26 protein-coding genes are annotated in these 25,842 nt (G+C 60.1%); 13 read left to right on the top strand and 13 right to left on the bottom strand.

Annotated elements, in window-relative coordinates; all coding sequences use genetic code 11:
• Positions 1-246: 246 nt before the first annotated feature.
• Both trxA and ACIQU2_RS21685 read right to left on the bottom strand, forming a co-directional pair.
• Positions 247-576 carry a thioredoxin TrxA gene (gene trxA / locus ACIQU2_RS21690; RefSeq protein WP_008150340.1) on the bottom strand — a complete coding sequence of 110 codons (330 nt, stop codon included), beginning with the start codon at positions 574-576 and terminating at the stop codon, positions 247-249.
• A gap of 120 nt (positions 577-696) precedes the next feature.
• Entirely contained in the window at positions 697-1,404 is a 708-nt protein-coding gene (locus ACIQU2_RS21685) for a FadR/GntR family transcriptional regulator (RefSeq protein WP_403143893.1), read from the bottom strand.
• A 256-nt stretch (positions 1,405-1,660) separates the two neighbouring features.
• Between ACIQU2_RS21685 and ACIQU2_RS21680 the strand changes: the two genes are divergently transcribed.
• From ACIQU2_RS21680 to ppx, 5 genes are all read left to right on the top strand, one after another.
• Complete coding sequence (locus ACIQU2_RS21680; RefSeq protein WP_403143891.1) at positions 1,661-2,446, top strand: transporter substrate-binding domain-containing protein; 786 nt, start codon at positions 1,661-1,663, stop codon at positions 2,444-2,446.
• Positions 2,447-2,467: 21 nt separating this feature from the next.
• A complete protein-coding gene (locus ACIQU2_RS21675; protein ID WP_403143889.1) occupies positions 2,468-3,136 on the top strand; it encodes an amino acid ABC transporter permease in 669 nt (222 codons plus the stop codon).
• Positions 3,133-3,783: an amino acid ABC transporter permease gene (locus ACIQU2_RS21670; RefSeq protein WP_033060645.1), complete on the top strand. Its 651-nt coding sequence runs from the start codon at positions 3,133-3,135 to the stop codon at positions 3,781-3,783. Before ACIQU2_RS21675 ends, ACIQU2_RS21670 begins: the two co-directional genes overlap by 4 nt.
• Positions 3,770-4,507 carry an amino acid ABC transporter ATP-binding protein gene (locus ACIQU2_RS21665; protein ID WP_347802479.1) on the top strand — a complete coding sequence of 246 codons (738 nt, stop codon included), beginning with the start codon at positions 3,770-3,772 and terminating at the stop codon, positions 4,505-4,507. The genes ACIQU2_RS21670 and ACIQU2_RS21665 overlap by 14 nt, the downstream gene beginning before the upstream one ends.
• A 201-nt stretch (positions 4,508-4,708) precedes the next feature.
• Positions 4,709-6,211, top strand: coding sequence for an exopolyphosphatase (gene ppx, locus ACIQU2_RS21660; protein WP_403143886.1), 1,503 nt, complete (start codon positions 4,709-4,711; stop codon positions 6,209-6,211).
• A 168-nt stretch (positions 6,212-6,379) separates the two neighbouring features.
• On the opposite strand, the gene ppk1 is transcribed toward ppx, so the two are convergent.
• Positions 6,380-8,602 (bottom strand): polyphosphate kinase 1, encoded by a 2,223-nt coding sequence (gene ppk1, locus ACIQU2_RS21655; RefSeq protein ID WP_403143885.1) that lies wholly within the window; start codon positions 8,600-8,602, stop codon positions 6,380-6,382.
• A gap of 18 nt (positions 8,603-8,620) precedes the next feature.
• Positions 8,621-9,634, bottom strand: coding sequence for a porphobilinogen synthase (gene hemB, locus ACIQU2_RS21650; protein ID WP_403143883.1), 1,014 nt, complete (start codon positions 9,632-9,634; stop codon positions 8,621-8,623).
• 208 nt (positions 9,635-9,842) lie between these two features.
• Here hemB and ACIQU2_RS21645 point away from each other — a divergent pair, with 208 nt between their 5' ends.
• On the top strand, positions 9,843-10,466 hold the full coding sequence (locus tag ACIQU2_RS21645; protein WP_347802482.1) for a DedA family protein: 624 nt from the start codon (positions 9,843-9,845) through the stop codon (positions 10,464-10,466).
• Here ACIQU2_RS21645 and ACIQU2_RS21640 read toward each other — a convergent pair.
• Complete coding sequence (locus ACIQU2_RS21640) at positions 10,447-11,682, bottom strand: sterol desaturase family protein (protein WP_403143881.1); 1,236 nt, start codon at positions 11,680-11,682, stop codon at positions 10,447-10,449. The two genes, ACIQU2_RS21645 and ACIQU2_RS21640, sit on opposite strands and share 20 nt — an antisense overlap.
• 115 nt (positions 11,683-11,797) lie before the next feature.
• Here ACIQU2_RS21640 and elbB point away from each other — a divergent pair, with 115 nt between their 5' ends.
• Entirely contained in the window at positions 11,798-12,466 is a 669-nt protein-coding gene (gene elbB, locus ACIQU2_RS21635) for an isoprenoid biosynthesis glyoxalase ElbB (protein WP_347802484.1), read from the top strand.
• A 116-nt stretch (positions 12,467-12,582) separates the two neighbouring features.
• Here elbB and ACIQU2_RS21630 read toward each other — a convergent pair whose 3' ends face one another.
• A complete protein-coding gene (locus ACIQU2_RS21630) occupies positions 12,583-13,038 on the bottom strand; it encodes a YaiI/YqxD family protein (protein WP_017341414.1) in 456 nt (151 codons plus the stop codon).
• A gap of 27 nt (positions 13,039-13,065) precedes the next feature.
• On the bottom strand, positions 13,066-14,964 hold the full coding sequence (locus ACIQU2_RS21625; RefSeq protein WP_403143879.1) for an FTR1 family protein: 1,899 nt from the start codon (positions 14,962-14,964) through the stop codon (positions 13,066-13,068).
• A 330-nt stretch (positions 14,965-15,294) separates the two neighbouring features.
• On the opposite strand from ACIQU2_RS21625, the gene ACIQU2_RS21620 reads away from it, so the two are divergent.
• The 4 genes from ACIQU2_RS21620 to ACIQU2_RS21605 are packed head-to-tail and all read left to right on the top strand — an operon-like array spanning position 15,295 to position 18,450.
• The gene (locus ACIQU2_RS21620) at positions 15,295-16,689 is read left to right on the top strand and encodes a COG3014 family protein (protein WP_403143877.1); all 1,395 of its coding nucleotides are present in this window, start codon (positions 15,295-15,297) and stop codon (positions 16,687-16,689) included.
• A gap of 15 nt (positions 16,690-16,704) precedes the next feature.
• A complete protein-coding gene (locus ACIQU2_RS21615) occupies positions 16,705-17,076 on the top strand; it encodes a DUF1425 domain-containing protein (RefSeq protein WP_403143876.1) in 372 nt (123 codons plus the stop codon).
• A gap of 39 nt (positions 17,077-17,115) precedes the next feature.
• On the top strand, positions 17,116-17,703 hold the full coding sequence (gene lpoB / locus ACIQU2_RS21610) for a penicillin-binding protein activator LpoB (RefSeq protein WP_347802488.1): 588 nt from the start codon (positions 17,116-17,118) through the stop codon (positions 17,701-17,703).
• Positions 17,704-17,706: 3 nt separating this feature from the next.
• A complete protein-coding gene (locus tag ACIQU2_RS21605) occupies positions 17,707-18,450 on the top strand; it encodes a penicillin-binding protein activator LpoB (protein WP_403143874.1) in 744 nt (247 codons plus the stop codon).
• Between the two features lie 54 nt (positions 18,451-18,504).
• Here the strand turns inward: ACIQU2_RS21605 and ACIQU2_RS21600 are convergent, their stop codons facing one another.
• The 3 genes from ACIQU2_RS21600 to ACIQU2_RS21590 all read right to left on the bottom strand — a co-directional run bounded on the left by ACIQU2_RS21600 (position 18,505) and on the right by ACIQU2_RS21590 (position 21,847).
• Positions 18,505-19,137 (bottom strand): LysE family transporter, encoded by a 633-nt coding sequence (locus tag ACIQU2_RS21600; protein ID WP_283182141.1) that lies wholly within the window; start codon positions 19,135-19,137, stop codon positions 18,505-18,507.
• Between the two features lie 218 nt (positions 19,138-19,355).
• Positions 19,356-19,937: a mechanosensitive ion channel family protein gene (locus tag ACIQU2_RS21595; RefSeq protein WP_347804163.1), complete on the bottom strand. Its 582-nt coding sequence runs from the start codon at positions 19,935-19,937 to the stop codon at positions 19,356-19,358.
• Positions 19,937-21,847, bottom strand: a complete 1,911-nt coding sequence (locus ACIQU2_RS21590) for an ATP-binding cassette domain-containing protein (protein ID WP_403143872.1) — start codon at positions 21,845-21,847, stop codon at positions 19,937-19,939. The genes ACIQU2_RS21595 and ACIQU2_RS21590 overlap by 1 nt, the downstream gene beginning before the upstream one ends.
• Before the next feature lie 50 nt (positions 21,848-21,897).
• Between ACIQU2_RS21590 and ACIQU2_RS21585 the strand changes: the two genes are divergently transcribed.
• A complete protein-coding gene (locus ACIQU2_RS21585; RefSeq protein ID WP_403143870.1) occupies positions 21,898-22,362 on the top strand; it encodes a TIGR02444 family protein in 465 nt (154 codons plus the stop codon).
• On the opposite strand, the gene ACIQU2_RS21580 is transcribed toward ACIQU2_RS21585, so the two are convergent.
• Positions 22,359-23,435 carry an AlgP family protein gene (locus tag ACIQU2_RS21580; protein WP_403143868.1) on the bottom strand — a complete coding sequence of 359 codons (1,077 nt, stop codon included), beginning with the start codon at positions 23,433-23,435 and terminating at the stop codon, positions 22,359-22,361. The two genes, ACIQU2_RS21585 and ACIQU2_RS21580, sit on opposite strands and share 4 nt — an antisense overlap.
• A 192-nt stretch (positions 23,436-23,627) precedes the next feature.
• Here ACIQU2_RS21580 and ACIQU2_RS21575 point away from each other — a divergent pair, with 192 nt between their 5' ends.
• Positions 23,628-24,293, top strand: a complete 666-nt coding sequence (locus tag ACIQU2_RS21575; RefSeq protein WP_149631204.1) for an FKBP-type peptidyl-prolyl cis-trans isomerase — start codon at positions 23,628-23,630, stop codon at positions 24,291-24,293.
• A 62-nt stretch (positions 24,294-24,355) separates the two neighbouring features.
• Here ACIQU2_RS21575 and ACIQU2_RS21570 read toward each other — a convergent pair whose 3' ends face one another.
• On the bottom strand, positions 24,356-24,814 hold the full coding sequence (locus tag ACIQU2_RS21570) for an Rsd/AlgQ family anti-sigma factor (RefSeq protein WP_033053386.1): 459 nt from the start codon (positions 24,812-24,814) through the stop codon (positions 24,356-24,358).
• 178 nt (positions 24,815-24,992) lie between these two features.
• Positions 24,993-25,544, bottom strand: a complete 552-nt coding sequence (locus ACIQU2_RS21565; RefSeq protein ID WP_347804159.1) for a disulfide bond formation protein B — start codon at positions 25,542-25,544, stop codon at positions 24,993-24,995.
• Positions 25,545-25,842 lie beyond the last annotated feature (298 nt).

Genomic DNA, 25,842 nt, shown 5'->3' with positions numbered 1-25,842 from the left:
GGAATTTCGTAATCAGTTATGGAGGTGGGGAAATTAAGCTTTTGGCGTAATGAGGCCGCGCCGCAGAGAAGGCGACAGGATCGCGTACTTATTCGAAAAGGAGTGCGTCGGCGACGGCTAGCAGGGGGCAGTGGAGAAACCAGTGCGGGGCCGAATGTACCACCTGAGTTTCGGAGCGTCTAGCCCTGAATAACGAAAAGGCCCCGCAATATACGGGGCCTTTTAAATGACGCTTTACAACGACGCTTAGATGTTGGCGTCGAGGAAGGCAGCCAGTTGCGACTTCGACAGCGCGCCGACCTTGGTCGCTTCAACGTTGCCGTTCTTGAACAACATCAGGGTCGGGATACCACGCACGCCGTGCTTGGCCGGGGTTTCCTGGTTCTCGTCGATGTTCAGTTTGGCAACGGTCAGCTTGCCTTTGTAGGTTTCAGCAATTTCGTCCAGAACAGGAGCGATCATTTTGCAAGGGCCGCACCATTCAGCCCAGTAGTCGACCAGTACAGCGCCTTCGGCCTTGAGGACGTCGACGTCGAAGCTAGCGTCGGTGACGTGTTTAATAAGATCGCTGCTCATGGAAGTCTCCAGGTTGTAAGCAAAAAAACGTGGCCCATCATAGCCGCCCTTCCCTCGTTCAGGAAGGTGCAGATGATTGAGTCTCGCTATGGTGCCGCATGAGTTTGGGTATAGCCCAAGTCACGAGGTGGCGGGAGCGACGAAGGCAATTCCTGTGCGCAGTGCCGCGTTACGCACATGTTCGTGCATGGCCTTCTGCGCTGGGCCGGACGCCCGCCGGGCCAGTGCGCGGAGGATTTTGCGGTGTTCCTGCCAGGTTTCCATGGCCCGCTCTGCCCGGATGAACGGTAGTTTCTGGCTCTCTAGAAAAATGTCGGCGCTGGCCGTCAGGATGCTCAGCATCGCCTGATTGCCGCTCGCCAGCAGGATGCGCCGGTGAAACTCGAAATCCAGTCTCGCCGCGGCCTCGAAGTCGCCGGCCTTCAATTCGATGCGCATGGCGGCGACGTTATCTTCCAGTGCATCGAGCTCGTGAGTACTCAGGGTCACCGCCGCCAAACCGGCAGCAAAGCCTTCCAGGGCATAGCGCAACTGGAAGATGTCCAGCGGCGAGGCCTGGGCCGCGAACGGCCAACTCAGCCCCGCATCACCTAGCGGCAAATCAACCGGTGACTGCACGAACACGCCTTTGCCAGGCTGGATGCTGATCACCCCCAACGCACTCAATGACGACAACGCTTCGCGCAGCGATGCCCGACTGACCCCCAATTGCATTGCCAAATCCCGTTGCGAGGGCAAGGCATCCCCCGGCCCGAAACCTTGCTCGGTGATGAGTTTACGGATGGCTTGCAGCGCCACTTCAGGTACGGCGCGGGAGATCGAGTTCATGGTTTTTCAGACGAACCAGGCCAATGAGCGGTTAGTTGTAAAGCTATTCGCGACGCCCGGCAAGTCGTGCCCCATGGGGGTTCGGAGATTTTCATGGATGCGCTATCGGGGTGCGAAACGCCGCTCAACTGTTCAGACCAGTAAGACCGATCGACACCAGCAAAACCCTGGCCTCGCGCCCCCAAAACCCGATATTGGCACGTCCCATGCTCTGTCGATCCGCAGAATTCACTTCTCGCCGATTCGGAGATTTGCCATGACCCAGCGTTACAGCGCCCTCATCAAAGCCCTGTTTGCCAGCCTGATGCTGAGCCAGGCGCCCGCCCATGCCGACGGTCTGGAGGATGTGGTCAAGCGCGGCGTCCTCAAGGTTGCCGTACCTCAGGACTTCCCGCCCTTCGGTTCGGTCGGTCCGGACATGAAACCGCGCGGCCTGGATATCGATACTGCAAAACTACTGGCCGACCAACTCAAGGTCAAACTCGAGCTGACACCGGTCAACAGCACCAACCGCATTCCGTTCCTGACCACCGGCAAGGTCGATCTGGTGATCTCCAGCCTCGGCAAGAACCCCGAGCGCGAGAAGGTCATCGACTTCTCCCGTGCCTACGCGCCGTTCTACCTCGCCGTATTCGGTCCGCCAGACGCTGACATAAAAAGCCTGGACGACCTCAAGGGCAAAACCATCAGCGTTACCCGTGGCGCCATCGAAGACATCGAGCTGACCAAAGTCGCGCCCGAAGGCGTGACCATCAAGCGCTTCGAAGACAACAACTCGACCATCGCCGCTTACCTCGCCGGGCAAGTTGATCTGATCGCCAGTGGCAACGTGGTGATGGTGACCATCAGCGAGCGCAACCCGAAACGCATTCCGGCGCTGAAAGTGAAGCTCAAGGATTCGCCGGTATACGTCGGCGTGAACAAAAACGAGCCGGCGCTGCTGGACAAGGTCAACCAGATCCTCACCACCGCCAGGACCGACGGCGCGCTGGAGAAGAACTCCCGGACCTGGCTCAAAGAGCCGCTGCCGGCCGATCTCTGATCGTCGTTGCGGAGACTGAACATGGCTTATCAGTTCGATTTCATACCGGTGGTGCAAAACACCGACCTGCTGCTGCGCGGTGCGCTGTTCACCCTTGAACTGACGGCCATCGGCGCAGTGCTCGGGGTGGGTCTGGGCATCGTCGGGGCGCTGGTGCGGGCGTGGAACATCCGCCCGTTCGCCGGCATTTTTGGGGTTTACGTCGAGTTGATCCGCAATACGCCGTTTCTGGTGCAGTTGTTTTTCATTTTCTTCGGCCTGCCGTCACTGGGCGTGCAGATTTCCGAATGGCAGGCCGCGGTGCTGGCGATGGTGATCAACCTCGGCGCCTATTCCACCGAGATCATCCGCGCCGGCATTCAAGCGATTCCCCGAGGACAGCTGGAAGCTGCCGCCGCGTTGGCGATGAGCCGTTTCGAAGCGTTCCGCCACGTGGTGCTGCTGCCGGCGCTGGGTAAGGTCTGGCCGGCGCTGAGCAGCCAGATCATCATCGTCATGCTCGGCTCGGCGGTCTGCTCGCAGATCGCCACCGAAGAGCTGAGCTTCGCCGCCAACTTCATTCAGTCGCGCAACTTCCGTGCTTTTGAAACCTACGTCCTGACTACGCTGATCTACCTGTGCATGGCGCTAATGATCCGCCAATTGCTGAACTGGATTGGTCGCCGCTACATAGCCCGGAGCAGCCAATGAGCGATTTCACGTTCTGGGACGTCGTACGCAACCTGCTCACAGGCCTGCAATGGACCCTGGCGCTGTCGCTGGTGGCGTTTATCGGTGGCGGGCTGATCGGCTTGCTGATCATGGTCATGCGCATCTCGAAAAAATCCCTGCCCCGCAGCTTCGCCCGCACCTACATCGAACTGTTCCAGGGCACGCCGCTGTTGATGCAGCTGTTTCTGGTGTTCTTCGGTGTGGCGTTGGCGGGGGTTGAGATTTCGCCGTGGATGGCCGCGGCGATTGCCCTGACGCTGTTCACCAGCGCCTACTTGGCAGAGATCTGGCGTGGTTGCGTCGAGTCGATCCCCAATGGCCAGTGGGAAGCCTCGTCGAGTCTGGCGCTGAACCCGCTGGAGCAACTGCGTTACGTGATCCTGCCGCAAGCGCTGCGGATCGCCGTGGCGCCGACCGTGGGCTTCTCCGTGCAGGTGGTCAAAGGCACCGCCGTCACCTCGATCATCGGCTTCACCGAACTGACCAAGACCGGCGGCATGCTCGCCAACGCGACCTTTGAACCGTTCATGGTCTACGGCCTCGTGGCCCTCGGTTACTTCCTGCTCTGTTACCCCTTGTCCCTCAGCGCGCGCTACCTGGAAAGGAGACTGCATGCCTCTGCTTAGAATTTCCGCCCTGCATAAATATTACGGCGACCACCATGTGCTCAAAGGCATCGACCTGAGCGTCGAGGAAGGCCAGGTGGTAGCAATCATCGGCCGCAGCGGTTCGGGGAAATCCACCTTGCTGCGCACCCTCAATGGCCTGGAATCGATCAACGACGGCGTGATTGAAGTCGACGGCGAATACCTCGACGCCGCTCGTGCCGATCTGCGCAGCTTGCGACAGAAAGTCGGGATGGTGTTTCAGCAGTTCAACCTGTTCCCGCACCTGACGGTCGGCGAGAACGTGATGCTCGCACCGCAAGTGGTGCAGAAAGTGCCGAAAGCCAAAGCTGCCGAGCGGGCGCGGGAGATGTTGGAACGGGTCGGGCTGGGGGAGAAATTCGATGCCTTCCCGGATCGGTTGTCTGGCGGGCAGCAACAGCGGGTGGCGATTGCCCGGGCGCTGGCGATGTCGCCGAAGGTCTTGCTGTGCGATGAGATTACCTCGGCGCTGGACCCGGAATTGGTCAATGAAGTGCTGAGCGTGGTCCGGCAACTGGCCAAGGAAGGGATGACGTTGATTATGGTCACCCATGAGATGCGTTTTGCCAGGGAGGTCGGGGATAAGTTGGTGTTCATGCATCAGGGCAAGGTGCATGAGGTGGGGGATCCGAAGATTTTGTTTGCCAACCCGCAGACCGCGGAGTTGGCGAATTTCATTGGTACCGTCGAAGCGGCAGGTTGAAGGATCTTTAGTCGCTGGAAGGCCCTTATCGCGAGCAAGCTCGCTCCCACATTGGTTTTGCGCTGCAGCAGGAATTGGGGCAACACAGAACCCTGTGGGAGCGAGCTTGCTCGCGATTGACCGCGAAGCGGTCACCTGCGCGTTGGCGGCAGCGTTTGATCGTGGCACGATGTCGAGGTTATCGACCGAGACCCCCTGACCATGCCGCAATCCCAAGCCAAGAATCTGTCCCTGATCGCCGCAATCGACCTGGGCTCCAACAGCTTTCACATGGTCGTGGCCAAGGCCCAGAACGGCGAAATCCGTATTCTCGAACGTCTCGGGGAGAAGGTTCAGCTGGCCGCCGGCATCGACGATGAGCGTCAGCTCAGTGAAGAATCCATGCAACGCGGGCTCGATTGCCTGAAGCGTTTCGCCCAACTGATCAACGGTATGCCGCCCGGCGCCGTGCGGATCGTCGGCACCAACGCCCTGCGTGAAGCCCGTAACCGTGCCGAGTTCATCCACCGCGCCGAAGAAATTCTAGGCCACCCGGTGGAAGTCATCTCCGGCCGTGAAGAAGCGCGCCTGATTTACCTCGGCGTTTCCCACACCCTCGCTGACACCCCTGGCAAACGCCTGGTGGCCGACATCGGCGGCGGCAGTACCGAATTCATCATCGGCCAGCGCTTCGAACCGCTGCTGCGCGAAAGCCTGCAAATGGGCTGCGTCAGCTACACCCAGCGCTATTTCAAGGACGGCAAGATCACCCCGGCCCGCTACGCCCAGGCGTACACGGCGGCGCGGCTGGAGATCATGAGCATCGAACACGCCCTGCACCGGCTGACCTGGGATGAAGCCATCGGCTCCTCGGGCACCATCCGCGCCATCGGTCTGGCGCTGAAGGCCGGCGGTCATGGCACGGGCGAGGTCAACGCCCAAGGCCTGGCCTGGCTCAAGCGCAAGTTGATCAAACTCGGCGACGCCGAGAAGATCGACTTCGAAGGCATCAAGCCCGACCGTCGGGCGATCTTCCCGGCGGGCCTGGCAATTCTCGAAGCGATCTTCGACGCGCTCGAACTGCAACGCATGGACCACTGTGAAGGCGCCCTGCGCGAAGGCGTGCTCTATGACCTGTTGGGCCGTCATCATCACGAAGACGTCCGTGAGCGCACCCTCAGCTCGTTGATGGAGCGTTATCACGTCGATCTGGAACAAGCGGCGCGGGTTGAGCGCAAGGCGTTGCATGCCTTCGATCAAGTCGCCGAAGATTGGGATCTGGATGACGGCGTATGGCGCGAACTGCTGGGCTGGGCCGCCAAGGTCCATGAAGTGGGCCTGGACATCGCCCACTATCACTACCACAAGCACGGCGCCTACCTGATCGAGCATTCGGACCTGGCCGGGTTCTCCCGCGAAGACCAACTGATGCTTGCGCTACTGGTGCGTGGCCACCGCCGCAATATCCCCAAGGACAAGTTTGCCGACTTCGGCGATGAAGGCATCAAGCTGATTCGCCTGTGCGTGCTGCTGCGCTTTGCGATTCTGTTCCATCACATCCGCGGCACCCAGGAAATGCCTCAGGTCGTGCTGCAGGCCAATGGCGACAGCCTGGATGTGTTATTCCCGGAAAACTGGCTGGACGAAAACCAGCTGACCCAGGCCGACTTCGGTCTGGAGGCGGAATGGCTGACCCGCGTCGGCTTCGTGCTTAACGTTCGCTGAAATTGAAAAAGGCCTTCTTCGGAAGGCCTTTTTTTGTGTCCGCGATTCGGCAGACGACGCAACCCCCTGTGGGAGCGAGCTTGCTCGCGATAGCGGACTGACCGTCAACATAAATGTTGAAAATGCTGCCCCCATCGCGAGCAAGCTCGCTCCCACAGGTTCCTGGCGTTAACGGACAGCCAGAATCGGGCTGCCCAAACGCTCCAGCAGCGTGGCCTGCGCGCTACGCGGGTTCTGGTTACCCGTCGGCGTGTTGCGGATGTAACGGCCGTCCGCCTGCAGGCTCCAGCTGTGAGTGTTATCGGTGAGATAAAGCTCCAGCTCTTTCTTGACCCGCATGATCAGCTTCTTGCCCTCCACCGGGAAGCAAGTCTCGACGCGCTTGTCGAGGTTGCGCTCCATCCAGTCGGCGCTGGACAGGAACATCTGCTCTTCGCCGCCATTGAGGAAGTAGAACACCCGGGTGTGCTCCAGGAAACGCCCGATGATCGAGCGTACGTGGATGTTGTGCGAAACCCCGGCGATGCCCGGACGCAAGCAGCACATGCCGCGCACCACCAGATCGATACGCACCCCGGACTGACTGGCCTTGTACAGCGCCCGGATGATCTTCGGATCGGTCAGCGAGTTGAACTTGGCGATGATGTGCGCCGGTTTGCCGTCGAGGGCGAACTGGGTCTCCCGGGCAATCATGTCGAGCATGCCCTTCTTCAGCGTGAACGGCGCGTGCAGCAGCTTTTTCATGCGCAGGGTTTTACCCATGCCGATCAGTTGACTGAACAGTTTGCCAACGTCTTCACACAAGGCGTCATCCGAGGTCAGCAAGCTGTAGTCGGTGTACAGACGGGCGTTGGCCGCGTGGTAGTTGCCGGTACCCAAATGCGCGTAACGCACAATCTCGCCTGCCTCGCGACGCAAGATCAGCATCATCTTGGCGTGGGTCTTGAAGCCGACCACACCGTAGATCACCACCGCACCGGCCGCTTGCAGACGGCTGGCCAGTTGCAGGTTGGACTCTTCGTCGAACCGCGCACGCAACTCGATCACCGCAGTGACTTCCTTGCCGTTACGCGCCGCATCGACCAGCGCATCGACGATTTCCGAGTTGGCGCCGGAGCGGTAGAGGGTCTGGCGGACCGCCAATACATGCGGGTCCTTGGCAGCCTGGCGCAGCAGGTCGACCACCGGAGTGAAGGACTCGAACGGGTGCAGCAACAGGATGTCCTGCTTGCTGATCACGCTGAAAATGTTCTCGCTGTTCTGCAGCAGTTTCGGGATCTGCGGGGTGAACGGCATGTATTGCAGCGCTCGCTGACTGTCCAGACCGGTGATGCTGAACAGGCGGGTCAGGTTGACCGGACCGTTGACCTGATACAGCTCGGTCTCGTGCAGGTTGAACTGCTTGAGCAAGTAGTCGGACAGGTGTTTCGGGCACGTGTCGGCCACTTCCAGACGCACCGCGTCACCGTAGCGACGGGAGAACAACTCGCCGCGCAGGGCGCGGGCCAGGTCTTCTACATCTTCGGTGTCGACGGCGAGGTCGGCGTTTCGGGTCAGACGGAACTGGTAGCAGCCCTTGACCTTCATGCCCTGGAACAGGTCATCGGCGTGCGCATGGATCATCGACGACAGGAACACGTAGTTGTCGCCAGAGCCGCCCACTTCTTCCGGCAACTTGATGACGCGCGGCAGCAGACGTGGCGCCGGAATGATCGCCAAACCGGAATCGCGGCCGAAGGCGTCGATACCTTCGAGCTCGACGATGAAGTTCAAGCTCTTGTTCACCAGCAACGGGAACGGGTGCGTAGGGTCGAGGCCGATCGGAGTAATGATCGGCGCGATCTCATCGCGGAAATAGCGGCGCACCCAGGTTTTGATCTTGGTGGTCCAGTGACGCCGGCGGATGAAGCGGACCTGATGCTTTTCCAGCTCCGGCAACAGAATGTCGTTGAGGATCGCGTACTGGCGGTCGACGTGACCGTGCACCAGTTCGCTGATGCGGGCCAGGGCCTGGTGCGGTTGCAGGCCATCGGCGCCGGCCTGTTCACGGGCGAAGGTGATCTGCTTCTTCAGGCCGGCCACACGAATCTCGAAGAATTCGTCCAGGTTGCTGGAGAAGATCAACAGAAACTTCAGCCGCTCCAGCAACGGGTAGGACTCATCCAGCGCCTGCTCCAGCACGCGGATGTTGAACTGCAGTTGCGAGAGCTCGCGATGGATGTACAGGCTGCTGTCATCCAGGCCGGGAATGGCAATCGCTGGCGCCGCAATTGCGGGCTCGGCCACCACCGCGGGAGCAGCAGGCTCCAGTTCCGGCGGGGTTTCGGCGATTTGCTCCACCACAGGTTGAGCATCTTTTACGGCAACTTCAGTGAGTCCTTCGGTATTCATCGAATGTTCCTGGGAGGGCTATTTTTGCTCTCGTAACAATTGAGCAGCACGGACGGCAAAGTAAGTCAGGATGCCATCAGCGCCTGCACGTTTAAAAGCGGTCAGGGATTCGAGGATAACCCCTTCGCTCAACCAGCCATTCTGGATCGCCGCCATGTGCATGGCATATTCACCGCTGACCTGATAAACAAAGGTCGGCACTTTAAATTCTTCTTTGACCCGGTAGAGGATGTCCAGATACGGCATGCCTGGCTTGACCATGACCATGTCCGCGCCTTCTGACAAGTCTGCCGCCACTTCGTGCAGGGCTTCGTTGCTGTTGGCCGGGTCCATCTGATAGGAGGCCTTGTTGGCCTTGCCCAGGTTCAGCGCCGAACCGACCGCATCGCGGAACGGGCCGTAATAGGCGCTGGCGTATTTCGCCGAGTAGGCCATGATCCGCACGTTGACGTGATCGGACAGTTCCAGCGCTTCGCGGATCGCCTGGATGCGACCGTCCATCATGTCCGACGGGGCCACCACCTGAGCGCCGGCTTCGGCGTGGGACAGCGCCTGCTTGACCAGTGCGTCGACGGTGATGTCGTTCTGCACGTAGCCTTCTTCGTCGAGGATACCGTCCTGGCCATGAGTGGTGAACGGGTCCAGGGCGACGTCGGTGATCACGCCCAGTTCAGGGAATTGCGCACGCAACGCGCGGGTGGCGCGCTGGGCGATCCCGTTCGGGTTCCAGGCTTCGGCGGCGTCCAGAGACTTGAGCTCCGGCGGCGTCACGGGGAACAACGCCAATGCCGGAATCCCCAGCTCGACCCACTTGGCCGCTTCTTCAAGCAACAGATCGATGGTCAGGCGCTCGACGCCTGGCATCGACGCCACCGCTTCGCGACGGTTTTCACCGTCCAGCACGAACACCGGCAGGATCAGATCGTCGACGGTCAGAACGTTTTCACGGACCAGTCGACGCGAAAAATCATCACGGCGATTGCGACGCAGGCGGGTTGCAGGAAACAAACGGTTGGCGGGGGTGAAGCTCACGGCAGACTCCTGAGCCCGCGCTGGCGGGCGAGCGTGACAGTTATAAGCGGCCATTATGACCAACGTATGACAGTTATGTGCATCCCTGCGTCACGTAGCCGCATTCCATTGTCCTTGTAGGAAATGTTCACGTCGAGACACATTTGGACACTTTCATGAATGTTCCCGAAGGGTTAGGCTGCGCGTTCATTTCGCCAGCATCCAGACAATGCTCCAACAATTTCTTCAGGAATTCGGCTACTTCGCCCTCTTTCTCGGCACGTTTTTCGAAGGCGAAACCATTCTGGTGCTCGCGGGCTTCCTCGCGTTCCGCGGATACATGGACCTCAAAGTGGTCATGATCGTGGCGTTCCTCGGCAGTTATGCCGGTGATCAGCTGTGGTATTTCCTGGGGCGCAAGCACGGCCGCAAGTTGCTGGCGCGCAAACCGCGCTGGCAATTGATGGGCGACCGGGCGCTGGAACACATCCGCAGGCACCCGGACATCTGGGTACTGAGCTTCCGCTTTGTCTATGGCCTGCGCACGGTGATGCCGGTGGCGATCGGCCTGTCGGGCTATCCGCCGGGACGTTATCTGCTGCTCAACGGGATTGGTGCCGCGATCTGGGCCGCGGCGCTGGCTGCCGCCGCCTATCACTTCGGTGCGGTACTTGAGGGCATGCTCGGCAGCGTCAAGAAGTACGAGCTGTGGGTGCTTGGCGCCCTGCTGATACTGGGCTTTTGCCTGTGGTTGCGCCGTCGCTTCAAGAACGCCCGTCTGGCGAAGAAGATCTACGCCGACGAGCAGGCCGAACTGGCCAAATCTGCCGAGACTAAGACGCCAGCCGAGTGAAACGGTTTCTGCAACAGTAGAGACCGATACCACTGAGCAGGCTGTAACTCAGCAGGCCGACCCAGCCCACCGCACTGGCCGGCCATAGACCAACGACCGGCGCCAGCCACACCAGCGGCACGTTCGACGCCAGGCGCAGCAGCTCCAGCTTCCGCGTCCACGGGCGATTCTCCAGGGCCACGCCCAACGTAAACAAACCCAGCGCCACGGCACTCCAACCGAGCACCAGCGCGGCGGTTGGCAAACGCTGCTCCAGGTTCATCAAGTAGCTGCCCAACGCGATGTAGACGCAGAACTGCAACATGACGTAAAGCTGCTGACGCCCGTCCAGCGGCACCTCGAATTTACGGAACTGACTCAGGTCTGGCTTGTTCATCGGGTACTTGGCCGCCACATCCGCTGGCCGCCAACCGGTGCGCATGAACCAGATGCGCAGCTTGTCCCATTTGCTTTGTGCACGCCGCGCGTCATCCCACAGCTGCGCGTAGAACTGCACGTTCGCCCACAACGGATTCCAGCTCGCCAGCGGCGTGGTCACGCCGAAAATCACCGGTTCGTTGTCGTCCTCTTCCTGGAACGAGCCAAATAGACGGTCCCAAATAATGAACACCCCGCCGTAGTTGCGATCCATGTAGAGAGCGTTCTGTGCATGGTGAGCCCGATGATTGGACGGCGTGACAAAGAACCACTCGAACCAGCCGAGCTTGGGAATGTGTTTGGTATGCACCCAGAATTGGTACAGCAAGTTCAGCGAGGCGACGCTGATAAACACCAGCAGCGGCACGCCGAGCACGGCCATCGGCAGGTAGAAGATCCAGCTCAGCAGGAAGCCGGTACTGGTCTGGCGCAGCGCCGTGGACAGGTTGTAGTCCTCGCTCTGGTGATGCACCGAATGCGCCGCCCAGAGGATGTTGCGTTCGTGGCCCATGCGATGCAGCCAGTAGTAGCAGAAGTCGTAGAGGACAAAGGCGAATACCCAGACCCAGACGCTGTCAGCCGAGAGCTCGAACAGCGCCAGGTGCTTGAGGGCAAACGCATACGTCACCAGGCCGACTCCTTTGGTCAACAGGCCGGTGGTGGTCGACAGCACGCCGGTGCTGATGCTGTTGATCGCGTCGGCCACGCGATAATTGCTCACCCCGCGCCAACGGTCGGCCAGCAGTTCGACGGCAATCAGCACAAAGAAAAACGGCACCGCATACAGAATGAAGTCCATGACGCGCCCTGATCGGAATCTTGAGGACAGATCCTAGGTGTAGCCGCGAATTAACCCTATGGCAACGAGTGACAAATTAGTGGACATTTAACGCCATGAATCTGGAGAAAAGCCCATGAGCAAAAAAATTGCAGTGATCCTATCCGGCTGTGGCGTGTACGACGGCGCCGAGATCCACGAAAGCGTGATCACCCTGCTGCGTCTGGACCAGCGGGGGGCCCAGGTGCAGTGTTTCGCACCGAACATCGCGCAGTTAAATGTGATCAACCATCTGACCGGCGAAGAAATGCCCGAGTCGCGCAATGTGCTGGTGGAGTCGGCGCGGATCGCCCGGGGCAACATCAAAGACATTCGTGAGGCCGACGTCGAAGACTTCGACGCGCTGATCGTTCCGGGTGGTTTCGGGGCGGCCAAGAACCTGTCGAACTTCGCCGTCGAAGGCGCCGGCTGCACCGTGCAACCGGAAGTCCTGGCGCTGGCTGAAGCCTTTGCCGAGGCCGGCAAACCGGTCGGGCTGATCTGCATCTCGCCGGCACTCGCGGCGAAGATCTATGGACCGGGCGTGACCTGCACCATCGGCAACGACGCCGATACTGCCGCCGCCATGAACAAGATGGGCGCCACCCACAAAGATTGCGCGGTGAGCGACATCGTCGAAGACAAGGCCCGCAAACTGGTGTGCACCCCGGCTTATATGCTGGCGCAGAGCATCAGTGAAGCGGCTTCGGGTATCAACAAGCTGGTCGACCGTGTTCTCGAATTGACCCACGAAAACGACGCCTGACACGGACCAATGTGGGAGCGAGCTTGCTCGCGATGAGGCCCTGACATTTATGACCTATTTTGACTGTGCGACCGCTATCGCGAGCAAGCTCGCTCCCACAGGGTTCGGCTGCTCGCTCAGGGTTTACGAGTCAACCGCGTGAGGATCCGGTCCAGCGCATTGGCAAACGCCTGCTTCTCACGCTCGCCAAATGGCGCTGGCCCGCCGCTCATCTGCCCCTGTTCACGTAGATCGGTAAACAGGTTACGCACCGCCAACCGATCGCCCATGTTCTGCGCATCGAACTCTTTGCCCCGTGGATCCAGCGCCGCAACGCCCTTTTTCACCAGGCGGTCGGCCAGCGGCACATCGCTGCAGATCACCAATTCGCCGGGGACCGCGTGTTCCACCAGATAGTCGTCGGCGGCATCCGGACCACTTGGCACCACGATCAGCTTCACCAGGGCCAAACCCGGTTTGATCTGCGGCTGTCCGGCCACCAGCACCACTTCAAACTGGCGCTTGAGGGCGAACTTCACCACCAGATCCTTGGCCGCCCGGGGGCAGGCGTCGGCATCGATCCACACACGCATGGTTTTACCTCTTGAGGATCACTCGGATCAGGAAACCTGCACCCGCCGCTTCTCAGCCAGCCGACTACGGCTATACAGCACGATGATCGCGATAATCGCCACCGCCTGCGCAGTCAGCGAATACGCATCAGCGTGGATCCCCAGCCAGTCGAAGTCAAAGAACGGCACCGGCCGGGTGCCGAAAATCCCGGCTTCCTGCAACGCCTTCACGCCATGCCCGGCAAACACCACCGACAATGCGCACAGCAAACCGGCGTTGATACTGAAGAACAACGACAGCGGCAGCCTCGCCGAACCGCGCAGGATCACCCAGGCCAGACCCACCAACAACACCAACGCCGTCGCACCACCCGCCAGTACCGCGTTATGGCCCGCCGGACCCGCCTGCAACCACAGGGTCTCGTAGAACAGAATCACTTCAAACAGCTCGCGATACACCGAGAAGAACGCCAGCGTCGCAAACCCGAAACGCCCACCGCCGCCCACCAGACTGCTCTTGATGTAATCCTGCCAGGCCGCTGCGTGACGACGATCATGCATCCACACGCCGAGCCAGAGCACCATGACGGCGGCAAACAACGCCGTCGCACCTTCCAGTAATTCGCGCTGCGAACCGCTGACATCGATCACGTACGCCGCCAGCGCCCAGGTCGCCAAACCGGCCAGCAACGCCAGTCCCCAGCCGACGTTGACGCTGCGCACCGCCGATTGCTGGCCGGTGTTGCGCAGGAACGCGAGGATTGCCGCCAACACCAGAATCGCTTCCAGACCTTCGCGCAATAGAATCAACAAACCGGAGATGTAACTCAGGGACCAACTCAAACCATCGCTGCCCAGCAGGCCGGCGGATTCCTTCAACTTGGCCTTGGCCGCGTCCAGGCGCTGCTGGGCTTGGGCCACCGGCAAACCGTCCTGCAACGACTGACGGTACGCCATCAGCGATTTTTCAGTGTCTTTGCGAACGTTGGTGTCGACGTTATCCAGAGAGCTTTCGACCAGTTCGAAACCTTCCAGATAAGCCGCCACCGACAGGTCATAGGCCTGATCGTGATCACCGGCACGATAGGCAGCGATGCTCTTGTCCAGGGTCGCGGCGGTGTAGTCGAGCAACTGCGCCGGACCACGCTTGACCTGCGGCGGTTGCGCTCGCTGCGCACGGAAGGTCGCCGCCGCTTGCGGCCCCTCGGCAGCCACCACTTCTGCGGGAGTCTGACGGGCCAGGTCGGCGATGTTGTAGGTCTTCTCGGCTTTTGCAGCCGCCGGGTCGGCGCTGAAGCTGGCGATGTAGGTTGCCAGGTCCCAACGCTGACGATCGTCCAGTTGATCGGCGAAGGCCGGCATGTCGGTGCCTTCGACGCCCATCCCCAAGGTGTTGTAGATCGCGTAGAGGCTCAGTCGGTCCAGTCGCGCAGCATCGCGCAGATTGGCTGGCGGCGGCGTCATGCCAACGCCTGCCGGGCCATCCCCGGCACCCGCGTCGCCGTGGCACACCGAACAATGCTGAGCGTATAACGGCGCACCACGGGTCGGATCCGGCGTAATGATCGGTGCCTGGCTGACTTCATAGGTCACCGCCAGCTTGGCGCCGAGCTGCCGTGCCTGACGGCCGACGTCCGCGCCGTCCTGACGCGCAGTGATCGCGTTGCGCAGCGTGCTGACGCCCTGCTCCAGCCCGGCTTTTTCCGGTTTGGCTGGCATCGCGGCGATCAAGCCTTGCAACACCTTGATGAATTCCAGCTGCTCGCGGTATTCGGACTCATCGATGACCTTGCCTGCCTGCACGGTTTGTGGGTAATCCGCACCGATGTAATCGAGCAAATGCAGCGCTTGCGGCGCGCCTTCAACCGTGTCGGCCAGCAGGTTGAAACTGCACAGGGCAAACAGCGGCAATACCAGCCAGGCCAGGAAACGGGACGGGGCAGTCATGAATGAATCTCAATTGGAAATACGAAGTAACACATTGTTCACTTCCAATGACTTTCACTCAAGCTTTGTTGTGGGTGCGCGGCACGGCTTGGTGATCGGCGCATTGGGTTCGCGCTTCCGATTGATGATGGCACGCCGTTAAAATGCGCGATTAAAAAGCCATTACATAGCCAGCATCCTTGCTTATAATGCCGCGCCTTCGTTATTGCGAAACGGTATTTAAGCTCCTCTTTTTATGAGGAATTGGCAGGAGGCCAACATTCCCGCCAGTAGGTCCCATCAGCCCGACCAGCATTTGCGGCTGCTTACATTCAGGGAAGAAGTACCCCAATGGCATCCCGCGCCCTTACCTCGATCGCGCTCAGCGCCGTCACCTTGCTCTCCGGCTGCTCGGCATTTCGTAACTACGACTCCGAACTGGCCCAAACCAACCAGCAACTGGCCGCCGGCAATGTCGATGCCGCGTTGACCCTGCTGGAAAAGAACAACACCAGCCCGGACAAAGACCTGCTCTATTACTTCGAGAAGGGTGAATTGTTGCGCGCCAAAGGTGACCTGTCCGGCAGCCAGAACGCCTGGACCAGCGCCGATCAGGTGGTGGGCAAGTGGGAAGACTCGGTCAAGCTTGATACCGCCAAGTACCTCGCCCAGTTCGGCAGTTTCCTGGTGAACGACAAGGTCCGTCGCTACGAAGGCTACGACTACGAAAAAGTCATGCTGACCACGCAGATGGCCCTCAACCTGCTGGCGGTAAACGACTTCGACGGCGCGCGCATGTCGATCAAAAAGACCCACGAACGCGAAGCCGTGATCGCCGACCTGCGCGACAAGGAATACCTCAAGAGCGAAGAGGAAGCCGAGAAAGAAGGCGTCAAAACCCAGTACAAGGATTTGCAGGGTTACCCGGTCGCCAGCCTCGACGCACCGGAAGTGGTCAGCCTGAAAAACAGCTACCAGAGTGCGTTCAGCCACTACCTGGCCGGCTTCGTCTACGAGGCCCTGGGTGAAAAAGACCTGGCCGCGCCGGGCTATCGCAAAGCCGCCGAACTGCGCCCGAACACCCCGCTGCTCGAACAGGCGCTGGTGAATCTCGACAAGCCAAGTGGAAAGAACGAGGAAAGCGACATCCTGATCGTCGTGCAAAGCGGCCTGGCCCCCTCCCGGGACTCGATCCGCGTGCCCCTGCCTCTGCCGATCAGCGGCAATCTGGTGATTACCCCGCTGTCGTTCCCGATCATCAAGGCGGACACCTCCACCGCCACGCTCACCCAGATTGGCGTGGACGGCCAGCAACTGAACCTGACGCAACTCAACAGCACCACTGCCATGTCCCGTCGCGCACTGCGTGACGATATGCCGGGCATCATTCTGCGCACCACCGTGCGTGCCGTGACCAAAGGCGTAGCGCAGAAGCAGATCAATGAAACCAACCCGCTGGCGGGCCTGGCGGTCGGTATCTCTTCAGCCGTGCTCGAAGGTGCCGATACCCGTACGTGGCGCACCCTGCCGGACTACACGCAAGTGGTGCGTCTGCGCCTGAAGAAAGGTGAGCACCAAGTCACCCTGCCGAGCGCCGTGGGCGGTTCGGTGGTCAAGGTCACCGTCGACCAGCGTTACCAGGTCATCAGCCTGCGCGCCGTGGGCAATCAGGTGTTCGCCAGCGGCCTGGCCGCGCATGTGATCCCGAGCGCCAACACGACCGCCGTGGCCAGCCTCAAACCTTAAGAACGGAGTCTTTGCATGCGTTTCAAACTCATCGCTGTTGTCGCCCTGGCCTTGCTGGCCGGGTGCGCCACCCCGCCACCGCCGGAACCTGGCAGCGCCGCCAGCAAGGTCGTGGCCATGGGCAAGCTCAAGAACATCGTGGTCGGCGCCATGCGCGTCTCCCGGGAAAACGGCTTCATGACGGTCAATGCACAGCTGAGCAACACCAGCTTCAACAACAAGACCTTCTACTACCGTTTTGCCTGGCTCGGCCCTGAAGGCTTCCCCGTCGCCGAAGAAGAAACCTGGAAAAGCCAGATGATGTACGGCGAGCAGACCAGCTTCATTCAGGCGATCGCGCCAACCGCCAAAGCCGTGGATTTCCGTCTCGAAATCAAAACGCCTTAAGCCCGACACCCTATTCGTTCAGTTCTAGAGAGCATTCCCATGTTTGCACGCATTTCGTTCATTGCCGTTATCGCCCTTCTGGCCAGCGGCTGCGCCAACACTTCGCCAACCCTGGGCAGCAAAAGCATCAGCTACGGCGACACCAAGGCTGTGGAAACCGTGACCAACGAGTTCGGTTCCACCGACCTGCAGATGATCGCCGAGTCCATGACCCGCTCCCTGGCCCAGTCCGGCATCATGCAGGGTCGTCCGGTGGTTCAGGTCTACGACGTGAAGAACAAGACCAGCGAGTACATCGATACCCGCGAAATCACCACCAGCATCAAGACCCAGCTGATGAAAACCGGTGTCGCGCGCTTCGCCAGCGACAACAACGCGATGCAGAGCCAGGTTGACCAGCTCAAGCTGCAAAACCAGAGCGGCCTGTACAAGAAAAGTACGGTGGCCAAGACCGGCAACATGATCGCCGCCAAATACCGTATCGAAGGTTCGATCAGCTCGATCGTCAAGCGCAGCAGCGACTACAAGGACGTCTTCTACAAATTCAGCCTGCAATTGATTGACGTCGAAAGCGGTCTGGCCGAGTGGATGGACGAGAAAGAGATCCGCAAGACCACGGAGCGTTAATCAATGCGCGCATGGATTGGCATGATGGCCCTGGCTTGCGCGTTCAGCGTGCAAGCGGCCCCGAAAGTCGCCGTCACGGACCTGGCGTACCAGGAGCGAGTGGAGCAGTACATCCACATCGTTTCGGCGCAGAGCAACTTCCAGGCAAACCGCTACAGCGCCAGCGGTTCTTCGAGCTACAACGAAATCGAAGCCACCAGCAGCTACATCGAGCAAGGTGAATTGCGCAAATTCACCGGCGACATCAAGGGCGAGATTCTTCGTACCGGCATGTTCCAGCTGGTCCAGGGCACGCCTTATACATCGGCGTCCAAGGGTGACGTCTATGACGTGATCAAGCGAATCAAGGCCGGCAACTTCAAAGGCGCCGACTACGTGTTGTTCGGCACCGTGTCGGACATCGACTTCAACAACGACATCAACGAGCTCGCCAACACCGACAGCTATTCGGCGGTGCTGGCGTTGACCCTGGTGGCGGATTTCAGCCTGATCAACACCAAGACCTTCGAAATCACCTCGGCCTTCACGGCGATGGGCGAAGGTCAGGACACCAAACTGATGAACCATCGGGACATCCGTGTCTCGCTGAACCGCCCGCGGGTGGTGCGTGACGTGTCCAAGTCCTTAGGGGAAGACGTGGCGGGGCAACTGAGCCAACAGCTCGGTGGCGGCGGTTACGAGCACCCGGGCCAAGCCCCGCGGCGCAATAACCTGCCATCGGACATAGCGCCGGTCATTCTGCGCTGAACCCTGAAACTAAAAAGGCGACCCCAAGGGTCGCCTTTTTTGTGCCTGGCGGCTTTACACCACCGCTTTGCGAAGGGTCGCCATGAACGCCGCCGCACCGATGAACAGCCCGGCAAAGGTGCGGTTCATGCGTTTTTGCTGCTTGGGCGTGCGCAACAGGCGCAACACCTTGGAAGCCAGCCCGGTGTAACCGGCCATGACAATCAGGTCGACGCAGATCATGGTCACACCGAGGATCAGGTACTGCGCCACCAGTGGTGCATGCGGATCAATGAATTGCGGCAGCACCGCGAGCATGAACACCAACGCCTTGGGGTTGCTGACGTTCACCAGGAACCCCCGGAACACCAGCGCCATCGGCTTGCCGATTTGCCGGACGGCAGCGTCGTCGCTCATGTCATTGGGCAGCGCGCGCCATTGCTTGACCGCCAGGTAAACCAGATAGGCCACGCCAAACCATTTGATCGCGTAGAAAGCGGTGGCCGACGCCGCGAGGATTGCACCGACACCGGCGGCGACAATCGCAATCTGTAACGCCAGACCCAGTTGCAGGCCCAGGGCGTTCCAATAACCGCGCCAGAATCCGTATCGCAGACCGCTGGACATCGACGCAATGGCGCCGGCACCGGGAGAGAGACTGATCACCCAGCAGGCGGCAAAAAACGCCAGCCATGTTTGAAGCACCATCGCACACCTCGACCCAGACTCGTGACAGACGTCTAAGCTAATGCGGCTTTGGGCCGATGACTACCGATTTTTTCAGGACAGCGTTGAAGCCGACCAGCGTTTACAGCTGGAGGGCCCTTTCGCGAGCAGGCTCGCTCCCACTTGGAATTTGTGAACGCCACGGATCTACTGTGGGAGCGAGCCTGCTCGCGAAAGCGATATGTCAGGCGACAAAAGACTTACTTTTCAAAACCGCTGGAAGGGAATACATCGCTGCCGCGCCAGCGTCGAACCGAGCGCTGGAAGAACAGGCTGTTGGGCACTTGCACCATGGCGCTGCCGGTGCCGAGCTCTTCGGCTTCGATAAGCGTGGTAAAGAGCAGATTGATCGCAACGACCCGGCCTTTGACGCCGGGCTTGTCGGTGGTGTCCACCAACTCGACCACGTCGCCGAGGCGGAACGGGCCGACGGTGAAGATCAGGATTGCGCACAACAGATTCGAGAGCACGCTCCACATGGCGAAGAACGCCACTGCCGCTACCGCGACAAACCCGGACAACGCGGTCCAGAGCACCGTCGCCGACACCCCGAGGCGTTCCAGCACGAAGATCAGCGCGCTGCCCATGATCAGCCAGCGCAGACCACCGCGCAGCGGCATCAGCAATTGTGGCGGAAACGGATAACGCTCACCCAGGCGAGTCAGGCACTTGGCGACGCAGCGCTGGGCAACATATCCCGCCAACAGAATCAGCAGGATCTGCACGAAGAGCCAGATCGGCTCGATCCACACAGCAGGCAATGGCAGCTTGAAGGCTTCCATCAGGACAGCGCCTCCAGCTCCGCCTGCATGCTTTCGAGCAGTTCCAGCGCTTCCATCCAGGCTTCTTCCAGCTCGGCTTCACGGACCTTCAGCTTGGCCTGTTCGGCCAGCAGATCACGCAAATCGTTCTTGCGCGCCGGCTCGTAAATGTCGCTGTCGCCGAGGCTGGTATCGATCTTCGCCAGTTTCTCGTGCAGATTGCCCAGCTCGGCTTCGAGCTTGTCAGCCTCGCGCTTGTGTGGCGCCAGTTGCTGACGCAACGCGGCCGCCGCCTGGCGCTGGGCCTTCTTGTCGGTCTTGTCCGGATTGACCGGCGTATTGCTGACCGGGGCGTTGCGCTGACGGTAGTCCACCAGCCAACGGGTGTAGTCTTCCAGGTCGCCGTCGAACTCCTCGACCTTGCCGTCCGCCACCAGATAGAAATTGTCGGTGGTGCTTTTGAGCAAATGGCGATCGTGGGAGACCACCAGTACCGCGCCGCTGAATTCCTGTAGGGCCATGGTCAGCGCCAGGCGCATTTCCAGGTCCAGGTGGTTGGTCGGTTCGTCGAGCAGCAACAGGTTCGGCCGGCCCCAGGCGATCAACGCCAGCGCCAGACGGGCCTTTTCGCCACCGGAGAAGTTCAGCACCGGCTCATCGATCCGCGCACCGCGGAAGTCGAAACCACCGAGGAAGTCGCGCAGCGTCTGCTCGCGCTCGGTCGGCGCCAGGCGCTGCATGTGCAGCAACGGGCTGGCCTTGGAGTCGAGTGAGTCCAGCTGATGTTGGGCGAAGTAGCCAACGACAGTGTTCTCGCCACGGGTCAGTCGGCCGGACAACGGCTCGAGTTCACCGGCAAGGTTTTTGATCAGGGTCGATTTACCGGCACCGTTCGGGCCAAGCAAACCGATCCGCGCACCGGGGGTCAGTTGCAGCTTGACCTTCTCCAGCACGGCTCGCTCGCCGTAACCCAGTCGGGCGTCGGAGAGGTCAATCAACGGGCTGGAGATTTTCACTGATTCGCGGAAAACGAAATCGAATGGCGAATCGACGTGGGCGGCGGACAGTTCTTCCATCCGTTCCAGCGCCTTGATCCGGCTCTGGGCCTGACGGGCCTTGGTGGCCTGGGCCTTGAAACGGGCGATGTAGCTTTCCATGTGCGCACGTTGCGCCTGCTGCTTCTCGTAGGCCTGCTGTTGCTGGGCCAGACGCTCGGCACGGGCGCGTTCGAAGGCGCTGTAACCACCGCGATACAGGGTGATCTTGCGCTGATCGACGTGGGCCACGTGATCGACCACTGCATCGAGGAAGTCCCGGTCGTGGGAAATCAGCATCAAGGTGCCAGGATAGCTTTTGAGCCATTCTTCGAGCCAGATGATGGCGTCGAGGTCCAAGTGGTTGGTCGGTTCGTCGAGCAACAACAAGTCCGAGGGGCACATCAAAGCCTGCGCCAGGTTCAGACGCATCCGCCAACCACCAGAGAAATCTCCTACCTGGCGATCCATCTGTTCATTGGTGAACCCAAGGCCGGCCAGCAACTTGCGGGCCCGGGCGTCGGCGGTGTAACCGTCGGCGCTGTCGAGTTCCGAGTGCAGGCGGGCCTGAGCGGTACCGTCATGGGCCGCTTCGGCTGCCGCGAGGTCGCGTTGCACCTCGCGCAGTCGCAGGTCGCCATCGAGTACATAGTCGACCGCCACGCGATCGAGGGTGTCGATTTCCTGGCGCATGTGGGCGATGCGCCAGTCCACCGGCAAGAAGCAATCACCCGAGTCCGGGTGCAGGTCACCCAGAAGCAAGGCGAACAGGCTCGATTTGCCGGCGCCGTTGGCACCGATGAGGCCGGCTTTGTGGCCGGCGTGCAGGGTCAGCTCGGCGTCTTCTAGCAGACGTTGAGGGCCACGCTGTAAAGTCAGGTTCTGAAGTCGAATCATAATGGCGGCGGAGTCTACCAGCTTCGCTCGCAACTGGCGCGAGTAGCACTATGTCCTCTGACCTGTGGAGCTTTTCCCTTAGTACTTACGCCCGTCCCGGCGTTGAACGTTCGTGCCTGCACTTGCAGTCGACGGGTGTGAACGTGTGCCTGCTGCTGTGCGGGTTGTGGCTGGGAGAACGTGGCGTTACCTGCAACGAACAACGCTTGCAGCTGCTTCGCGATGTCGCCCGGCCTTGGGACGCGGATGTCGTGCAACCGTTGCGCGCCTTGCGCCTGCAATGGAAAGCCGCCGCCAGCGAGGATGCCGGGCTGGATGATTTGCGCGAACAAGTGAAGACACTGGAGATGGAAGCCGAACGGCATTTGTTGTTGCGACTGGAACGCTTGGCGCTGAGTTGGCCGCAGGGTGAGGCGACCGATCTAACGGCCTGGCTGGAAGGTGTGGCGGCTGGCGCCGCCCACCTGGACCGCGACGCGCTGCATCAGCTGCGCGTCGCGGCAACCGGCACTTAGGAAGCGCTGGTTGGGGTGGTTGCTGCGATCGATGCGGCGGCCGGCGTTGGCGCTGGCGTGGCTGTCGAGGTAGCTGCTGCTAAAGCAGACGTTGCTGCCGGAGCCAGGTTGGCTGGCTTGGCAACTGGCGCGGCGGCCGGCTTGGCGGCAACCGGTTTTTTCACCGCTGGTTTTGCAGCCGGTTTGGCAGCGGCAGGTTTGGCTGCTGGTTTCGCTGCAGCAGGTTTTGCAGCAGCAGTTTTGGCAGCCGGTTTGGCTGCAGCTTTTGCAGCTGGCTTGGCAGCAGTTTTAGTCGCGACTGATTTCGCGACAGGCTTGGCAGCAGGTTTCGCAGCGGCAGTTTTTGCAGCCGGTTTTGCGGCCGGTTTGGCAGCTGCTTTCGCCGCTGCAGTTTTCGCCACCGCCGGTTTAGCAGCAGCGGTTCTTGCAGCCGGTTTAGCGGCAGCTGTTTTGGCAGCGGCTGGCTTGGCGGCAGGTTTGGCAGCGGCTGTTTTAGCAGCCGGTTTTGCAGCGCTAGCAGCGACTGGTTTTTTTGCCGCAGGTTTAGCGGCAGGTTTTGCTGCGGCTTTCACCGGCGCTTTGGCGGCCGGTTTGGCGGCAGACTTGACCGGAGCTTTTGCAGCAGCCGGTTTGGCAGCGGCTTTCTTGGCAGGAGCCGCAGCAGGCTTGGCCGAACGCAGGGACAACGCCTTGCCGACAGCCTCTTGTACACGACCGACGCCCTGGGCCAGTTTCAGGCTTTCTTGAGCATCGCGCTTGAGTTGCAGAATGTAGCTGCGAGTTTCGGATTGACGATCCTTGAGGGCATCGAGCAAGTCCTCAAGCTCCTTCACCGCGCCCTTGGCTTTGGCTTGTGCCTTGGCCTTGCCGGCCGCCGCAGCGTCCTGCAATTTGGTACGGGACTTGTGCAATTTTTCCTGCGCTTTTCCGCGCTGCTTTTCCAGTTTGGCGAGCAGTTTTTCAGCATCAGCCAAGGCTTGGGAACAAGCGTTTTCCAGATGCTCGAGCAAGCTGCCCGAGAGTTGTTGGAGTAAGTGCAACGGAGTATTTACAGGCTTCTTGGTGGCCGACATGGTTTACCTCCTGGCTGACGTGGGTGCGGCTCATACTAGACCTCTGCTGTTACCGCCGCTAGGGCATGTTGACAGTATCCAAAGCGCTGCGTTGCAACAGATTGAAATTCTTCTGCGCCTTCGCAAAACCAGTTCACCGTAGAGCGCATTCACACTGGCATAATCCCCCGCATCTCAGGTCGGAGAGTGCCCATGTCGCGCTACCTTTTTTTATCACTGTGCGTGTTTTTTTCCGTGGCTCAGGCCGCCGAAAAAACCAAAGAAAATGACACTCATGATCTCTCTTACAGCCTGGGCGCAAGCCTCGGCGAACGCCTGCGCCAGGAGGTTCCCGATCTGCAACTTCAGGCGCTGATCGAAGGCTTGCAACAAGCCTATCAAGGCAAACCCCTGGCGCTGAAAGATGAGCAGATCGAACAGATTCTTGCCGAGCACGAAGCCCAGGTCGCCTTGCAACCGAGCACGCCGCAAAGTGAAATCGCCCTCGAAAAAGAGCAGGCCTTTCTCGCCGAGGAAAAAGCCAGACCGGGCGTTCGTGAACTGGCAGATGGAATATTGCTAACGGAGTTGGCGCCAGGCACTGGTGCCAAAGCTGGCCCCAACGGCAAAGTCCAGGTGCTGTACATCGGTCGCCTTCCCGACGGCACGGTGTTCGATCAGAACAGTCAGCCGCAGTGGTTCAGTCTCGACAGCGTGATCAGCGGATGGCGCAGCGCGTTGCAGCAAATGCCGGTCGGTGCGAAATGGCGCTTGGTGATTCCATCGGCCGAAGCCTATGGCGCCGAGGGTGCCGGCGACCTGATTGCGCCGTTCACACCGCTGGTATTCGAAGTCGAATTGCGCGGTGCCACAAGCTGAATACCGGCAACGAAAAACGGCGCGCATAGCGCACCGTTTTTGGAGGTCTTGCAGGAAGGGGTTCAGGCTTGAACCGGGTCCTCTTCCTTGTGAGCGGTGTGCAGCACTTCGATCAGGCAGTCTTCCAGTTCGAAGCGCTCGTGCAACAGGCCACCCAGCTCTTTGAATTTCTCTGCCACGCATTGACCTGCATCACACAGGTCATTGAACGCTAGCAGCTTCTCGGTGATGACATCGATGCGAGGGTAGATGGTCTCGGCCAACTCAAGCCCGCGAGTGTCACCAAACGCTTTGGCTTCACCGGTCAGCTGTTCGTAGATCTCGAAGTGCCCGGCAGACACGTAATCGACCAGCACGCCGCAGAATTCCTGCAACGGCTTACGGTTCTCACCCAGTGCCTCAGGCTTGGCGCCGAGAGCATCATAGGCCCGAACCAGCTCGTGACGCTCCTGCAACCAGCGATCGATCAGCAGATGCACTCCACCCCAACGTTCCTGAGCATTCTGACAACTTTCGAGCATGGTGATCTCTCTTCCCTTGTGGGTCATGCTGCCCTACACCCGTCGCACACTTGAAGGTCAAGTATCGGCCAGGCAGAGCGTCATTCGAGCAACATAATTCCAATGACACGTGCGGGCCAGATTATGCCCGCGCGACAATGGCTTCAAGGTACGCAGGAGATAAAGTTCATACAAGTGTTTAATCACCCGCCAGCGCCCGGTGCGACGAACCGCCGCTGAGCGGTCGCAGACAGGCTTTCCAGACAACGCGCAGCAGCTGATAAATTCCCAGAATTGTCATCGCCATGAAGAACAGCAAACTCCATTCAGGAATGCTCAGGTCGAACAGTGTCCAGGAAATCTCCGCGCACTCGGCCTCCCCTTTAAACATCTGCGTGGCCTGACACAACCAAGGCATATCCTCGTACTGAACTGCCAGATTGGGCGAGCACGTCAACAGCTGATGCATTGGATCGCTCTGCAGCAATACCTGCCGCCACGCCGTGACCGTACCCGCCAGACTGCAAAACAGCCCGAGCATCCAATACAGGAAAGAGCCAAAGCGGCCCGGCCCATGGACCGAAGCCACCAGGCAGACACCCGTGAGCAACGCGAGGCAAAAGCGCTGCAACAGGCACAACCCGCAAGGCTTGAGGCCGACCGCATATTCCAGGTAATAGGACACGCCCAGGGCCAGGGCACCTGCAATGAAAGCCATGAAAAACAAAGAGCGTGAGCAGGCCAAAGACATGGCATTTCCGTAACAGTAGAGACAGGCAGTTACGGTAGAGGAAAGCGCTGCAGCCTTTCAAGGCAGGCCAGCGGGGACACTTCAACAGAAGTGTAGGGAATTCCCGACAGGAACGAGAGGATTAGGTGTAGTCCTCTGTAGGACTTTGCCGGCGAAGGATTACAACGCTGAAACAGTGGCGGATTCGAAGCGATTCCCGCCCCCTGTAATTGGATGGACTCGCCCAAGCCGAGGCGTCAATGCGCCACGGTGGCAGTCTAATCAGCCAACGACAGCGAGGGCGAGTCCATGAAAAAGC

Source organism: Pseudomonas sp. NPDC098740 (assembly GCF_044760065.1).
Lineage (GTDB): Bacteria > Pseudomonadota > Gammaproteobacteria > Pseudomonadales > Pseudomonadaceae > Aquipseudomonas > Aquipseudomonas rossensis.
Note: the sequence above shows the minus strand (reverse complement) of the source record. Positions and strands in the feature narration are given on the sequence as shown.

Bases quoted from the DNA above. Each gene is read 5' to 3' on its own strand.
- ACIQU2_RS21600 (WP_283182141.1), bottom strand. From the start codon at position 19,137: ATGGTGCTTCAAACATGGCTGGCGTTTTTTGCCGCCTGCTGGGTGATC.
- ACIQU2_RS21570 (WP_033053386.1), bottom strand. From the start codon at position 24,814: ATGCTCGAAAGTTGTCAGAATGCTCAGGAACGTTGGGGTGGAGTGCAT.
- ACIQU2_RS21675 (WP_403143889.1), top strand. From the start codon at position 2,468: ATGGCTTATCAGTTCGATTTCATACCGGTGGTGCAAAACACCGACCTG.
- ACIQU2_RS21580 (WP_403143868.1), bottom strand. From the start codon at position 23,435: ATGTCGGCCACCAAGAAGCCTGTAAATACTCCGTTGCACTTACTCCAA.
- lpoB (WP_347802488.1), top strand. From the start codon at position 17,116: ATGTTTGCACGCATTTCGTTCATTGCCGTTATCGCCCTTCTGGCCAGC.
- ACIQU2_RS21640 (WP_403143881.1), bottom strand. From the start codon at position 11,682: ATGGACTTCATTCTGTATGCGGTGCCGTTTTTCTTTGTGCTGATTGCC.
- ACIQU2_RS21565 (WP_347804159.1), bottom strand. From the start codon at position 25,544: ATGTCTTTGGCCTGCTCACGCTCTTTGTTTTTCATGGCTTTCATTGCA.
- ppk1 (WP_403143885.1), bottom strand. From the start codon at position 8,602: ATGAATACCGAAGGACTCACTGAAGTTGCCGTAAAAGATGCTCAACCT.
- ACIQU2_RS21680 (WP_403143891.1), top strand. From the start codon at position 1,661: ATGACCCAGCGTTACAGCGCCCTCATCAAAGCCCTGTTTGCCAGCCTG.
- elbB (WP_347802484.1), top strand. From the start codon at position 11,798: ATGAGCAAAAAAATTGCAGTGATCCTATCCGGCTGTGGCGTGTACGAC.
- ACIQU2_RS21665 (WP_347802479.1), top strand. From the start codon at position 3,770: ATGCCTCTGCTTAGAATTTCCGCCCTGCATAAATATTACGGCGACCAC.
- ACIQU2_RS21670 (WP_033060645.1), top strand. From the start codon at position 3,133: ATGAGCGATTTCACGTTCTGGGACGTCGTACGCAACCTGCTCACAGGC.
- ACIQU2_RS21645 (WP_347802482.1), top strand. From the start codon at position 9,843: ATGCTCCAACAATTTCTTCAGGAATTCGGCTACTTCGCCCTCTTTCTC.
- ACIQU2_RS21590 (WP_403143872.1), bottom strand. From the start codon at position 21,847: ATGATTCGACTTCAGAACCTGACTTTACAGCGTGGCCCTCAACGTCTG.
- ACIQU2_RS21605 (WP_403143874.1), top strand. From the start codon at position 17,707: ATGCGCGCATGGATTGGCATGATGGCCCTGGCTTGCGCGTTCAGCGTG.
- trxA (WP_008150340.1), bottom strand. From the start codon at position 576: ATGAGCAGCGATCTTATTAAACACGTCACCGACGCTAGCTTCGACGTC.
- ACIQU2_RS21585 (WP_403143870.1), top strand. From the start codon at position 21,898: ATGTCCTCTGACCTGTGGAGCTTTTCCCTTAGTACTTACGCCCGTCCC.
- ACIQU2_RS21575 (WP_149631204.1), top strand. From the start codon at position 23,628: ATGTCGCGCTACCTTTTTTTATCACTGTGCGTGTTTTTTTCCGTGGCT.
- ACIQU2_RS21625 (WP_403143879.1), bottom strand. From the start codon at position 14,964: ATGACTGCCCCGTCCCGTTTCCTGGCCTGGCTGGTATTGCCGCTGTTT.
- ACIQU2_RS21615 (WP_403143876.1), top strand. From the start codon at position 16,705: ATGCGTTTCAAACTCATCGCTGTTGTCGCCCTGGCCTTGCTGGCCGGG.
- ACIQU2_RS21595 (WP_347804163.1), bottom strand. From the start codon at position 19,937: ATGGAAGCCTTCAAGCTGCCATTGCCTGCTGTGTGGATCGAGCCGATC.
- ppx (WP_403143886.1), top strand. From the start codon at position 4,709: ATGCCGCAATCCCAAGCCAAGAATCTGTCCCTGATCGCCGCAATCGAC.
- ACIQU2_RS21685 (WP_403143893.1), bottom strand. From the start codon at position 1,404: ATGAACTCGATCTCCCGCGCCGTACCTGAAGTGGCGCTGCAAGCCATC.
- ACIQU2_RS21620 (WP_403143877.1), top strand. From the start codon at position 15,295: ATGGCATCCCGCGCCCTTACCTCGATCGCGCTCAGCGCCGTCACCTTG.
- ACIQU2_RS21630 (WP_017341414.1), bottom strand. From the start codon at position 13,038: ATGCGTGTGTGGATCGATGCCGACGCCTGCCCCCGGGCGGCCAAGGAT.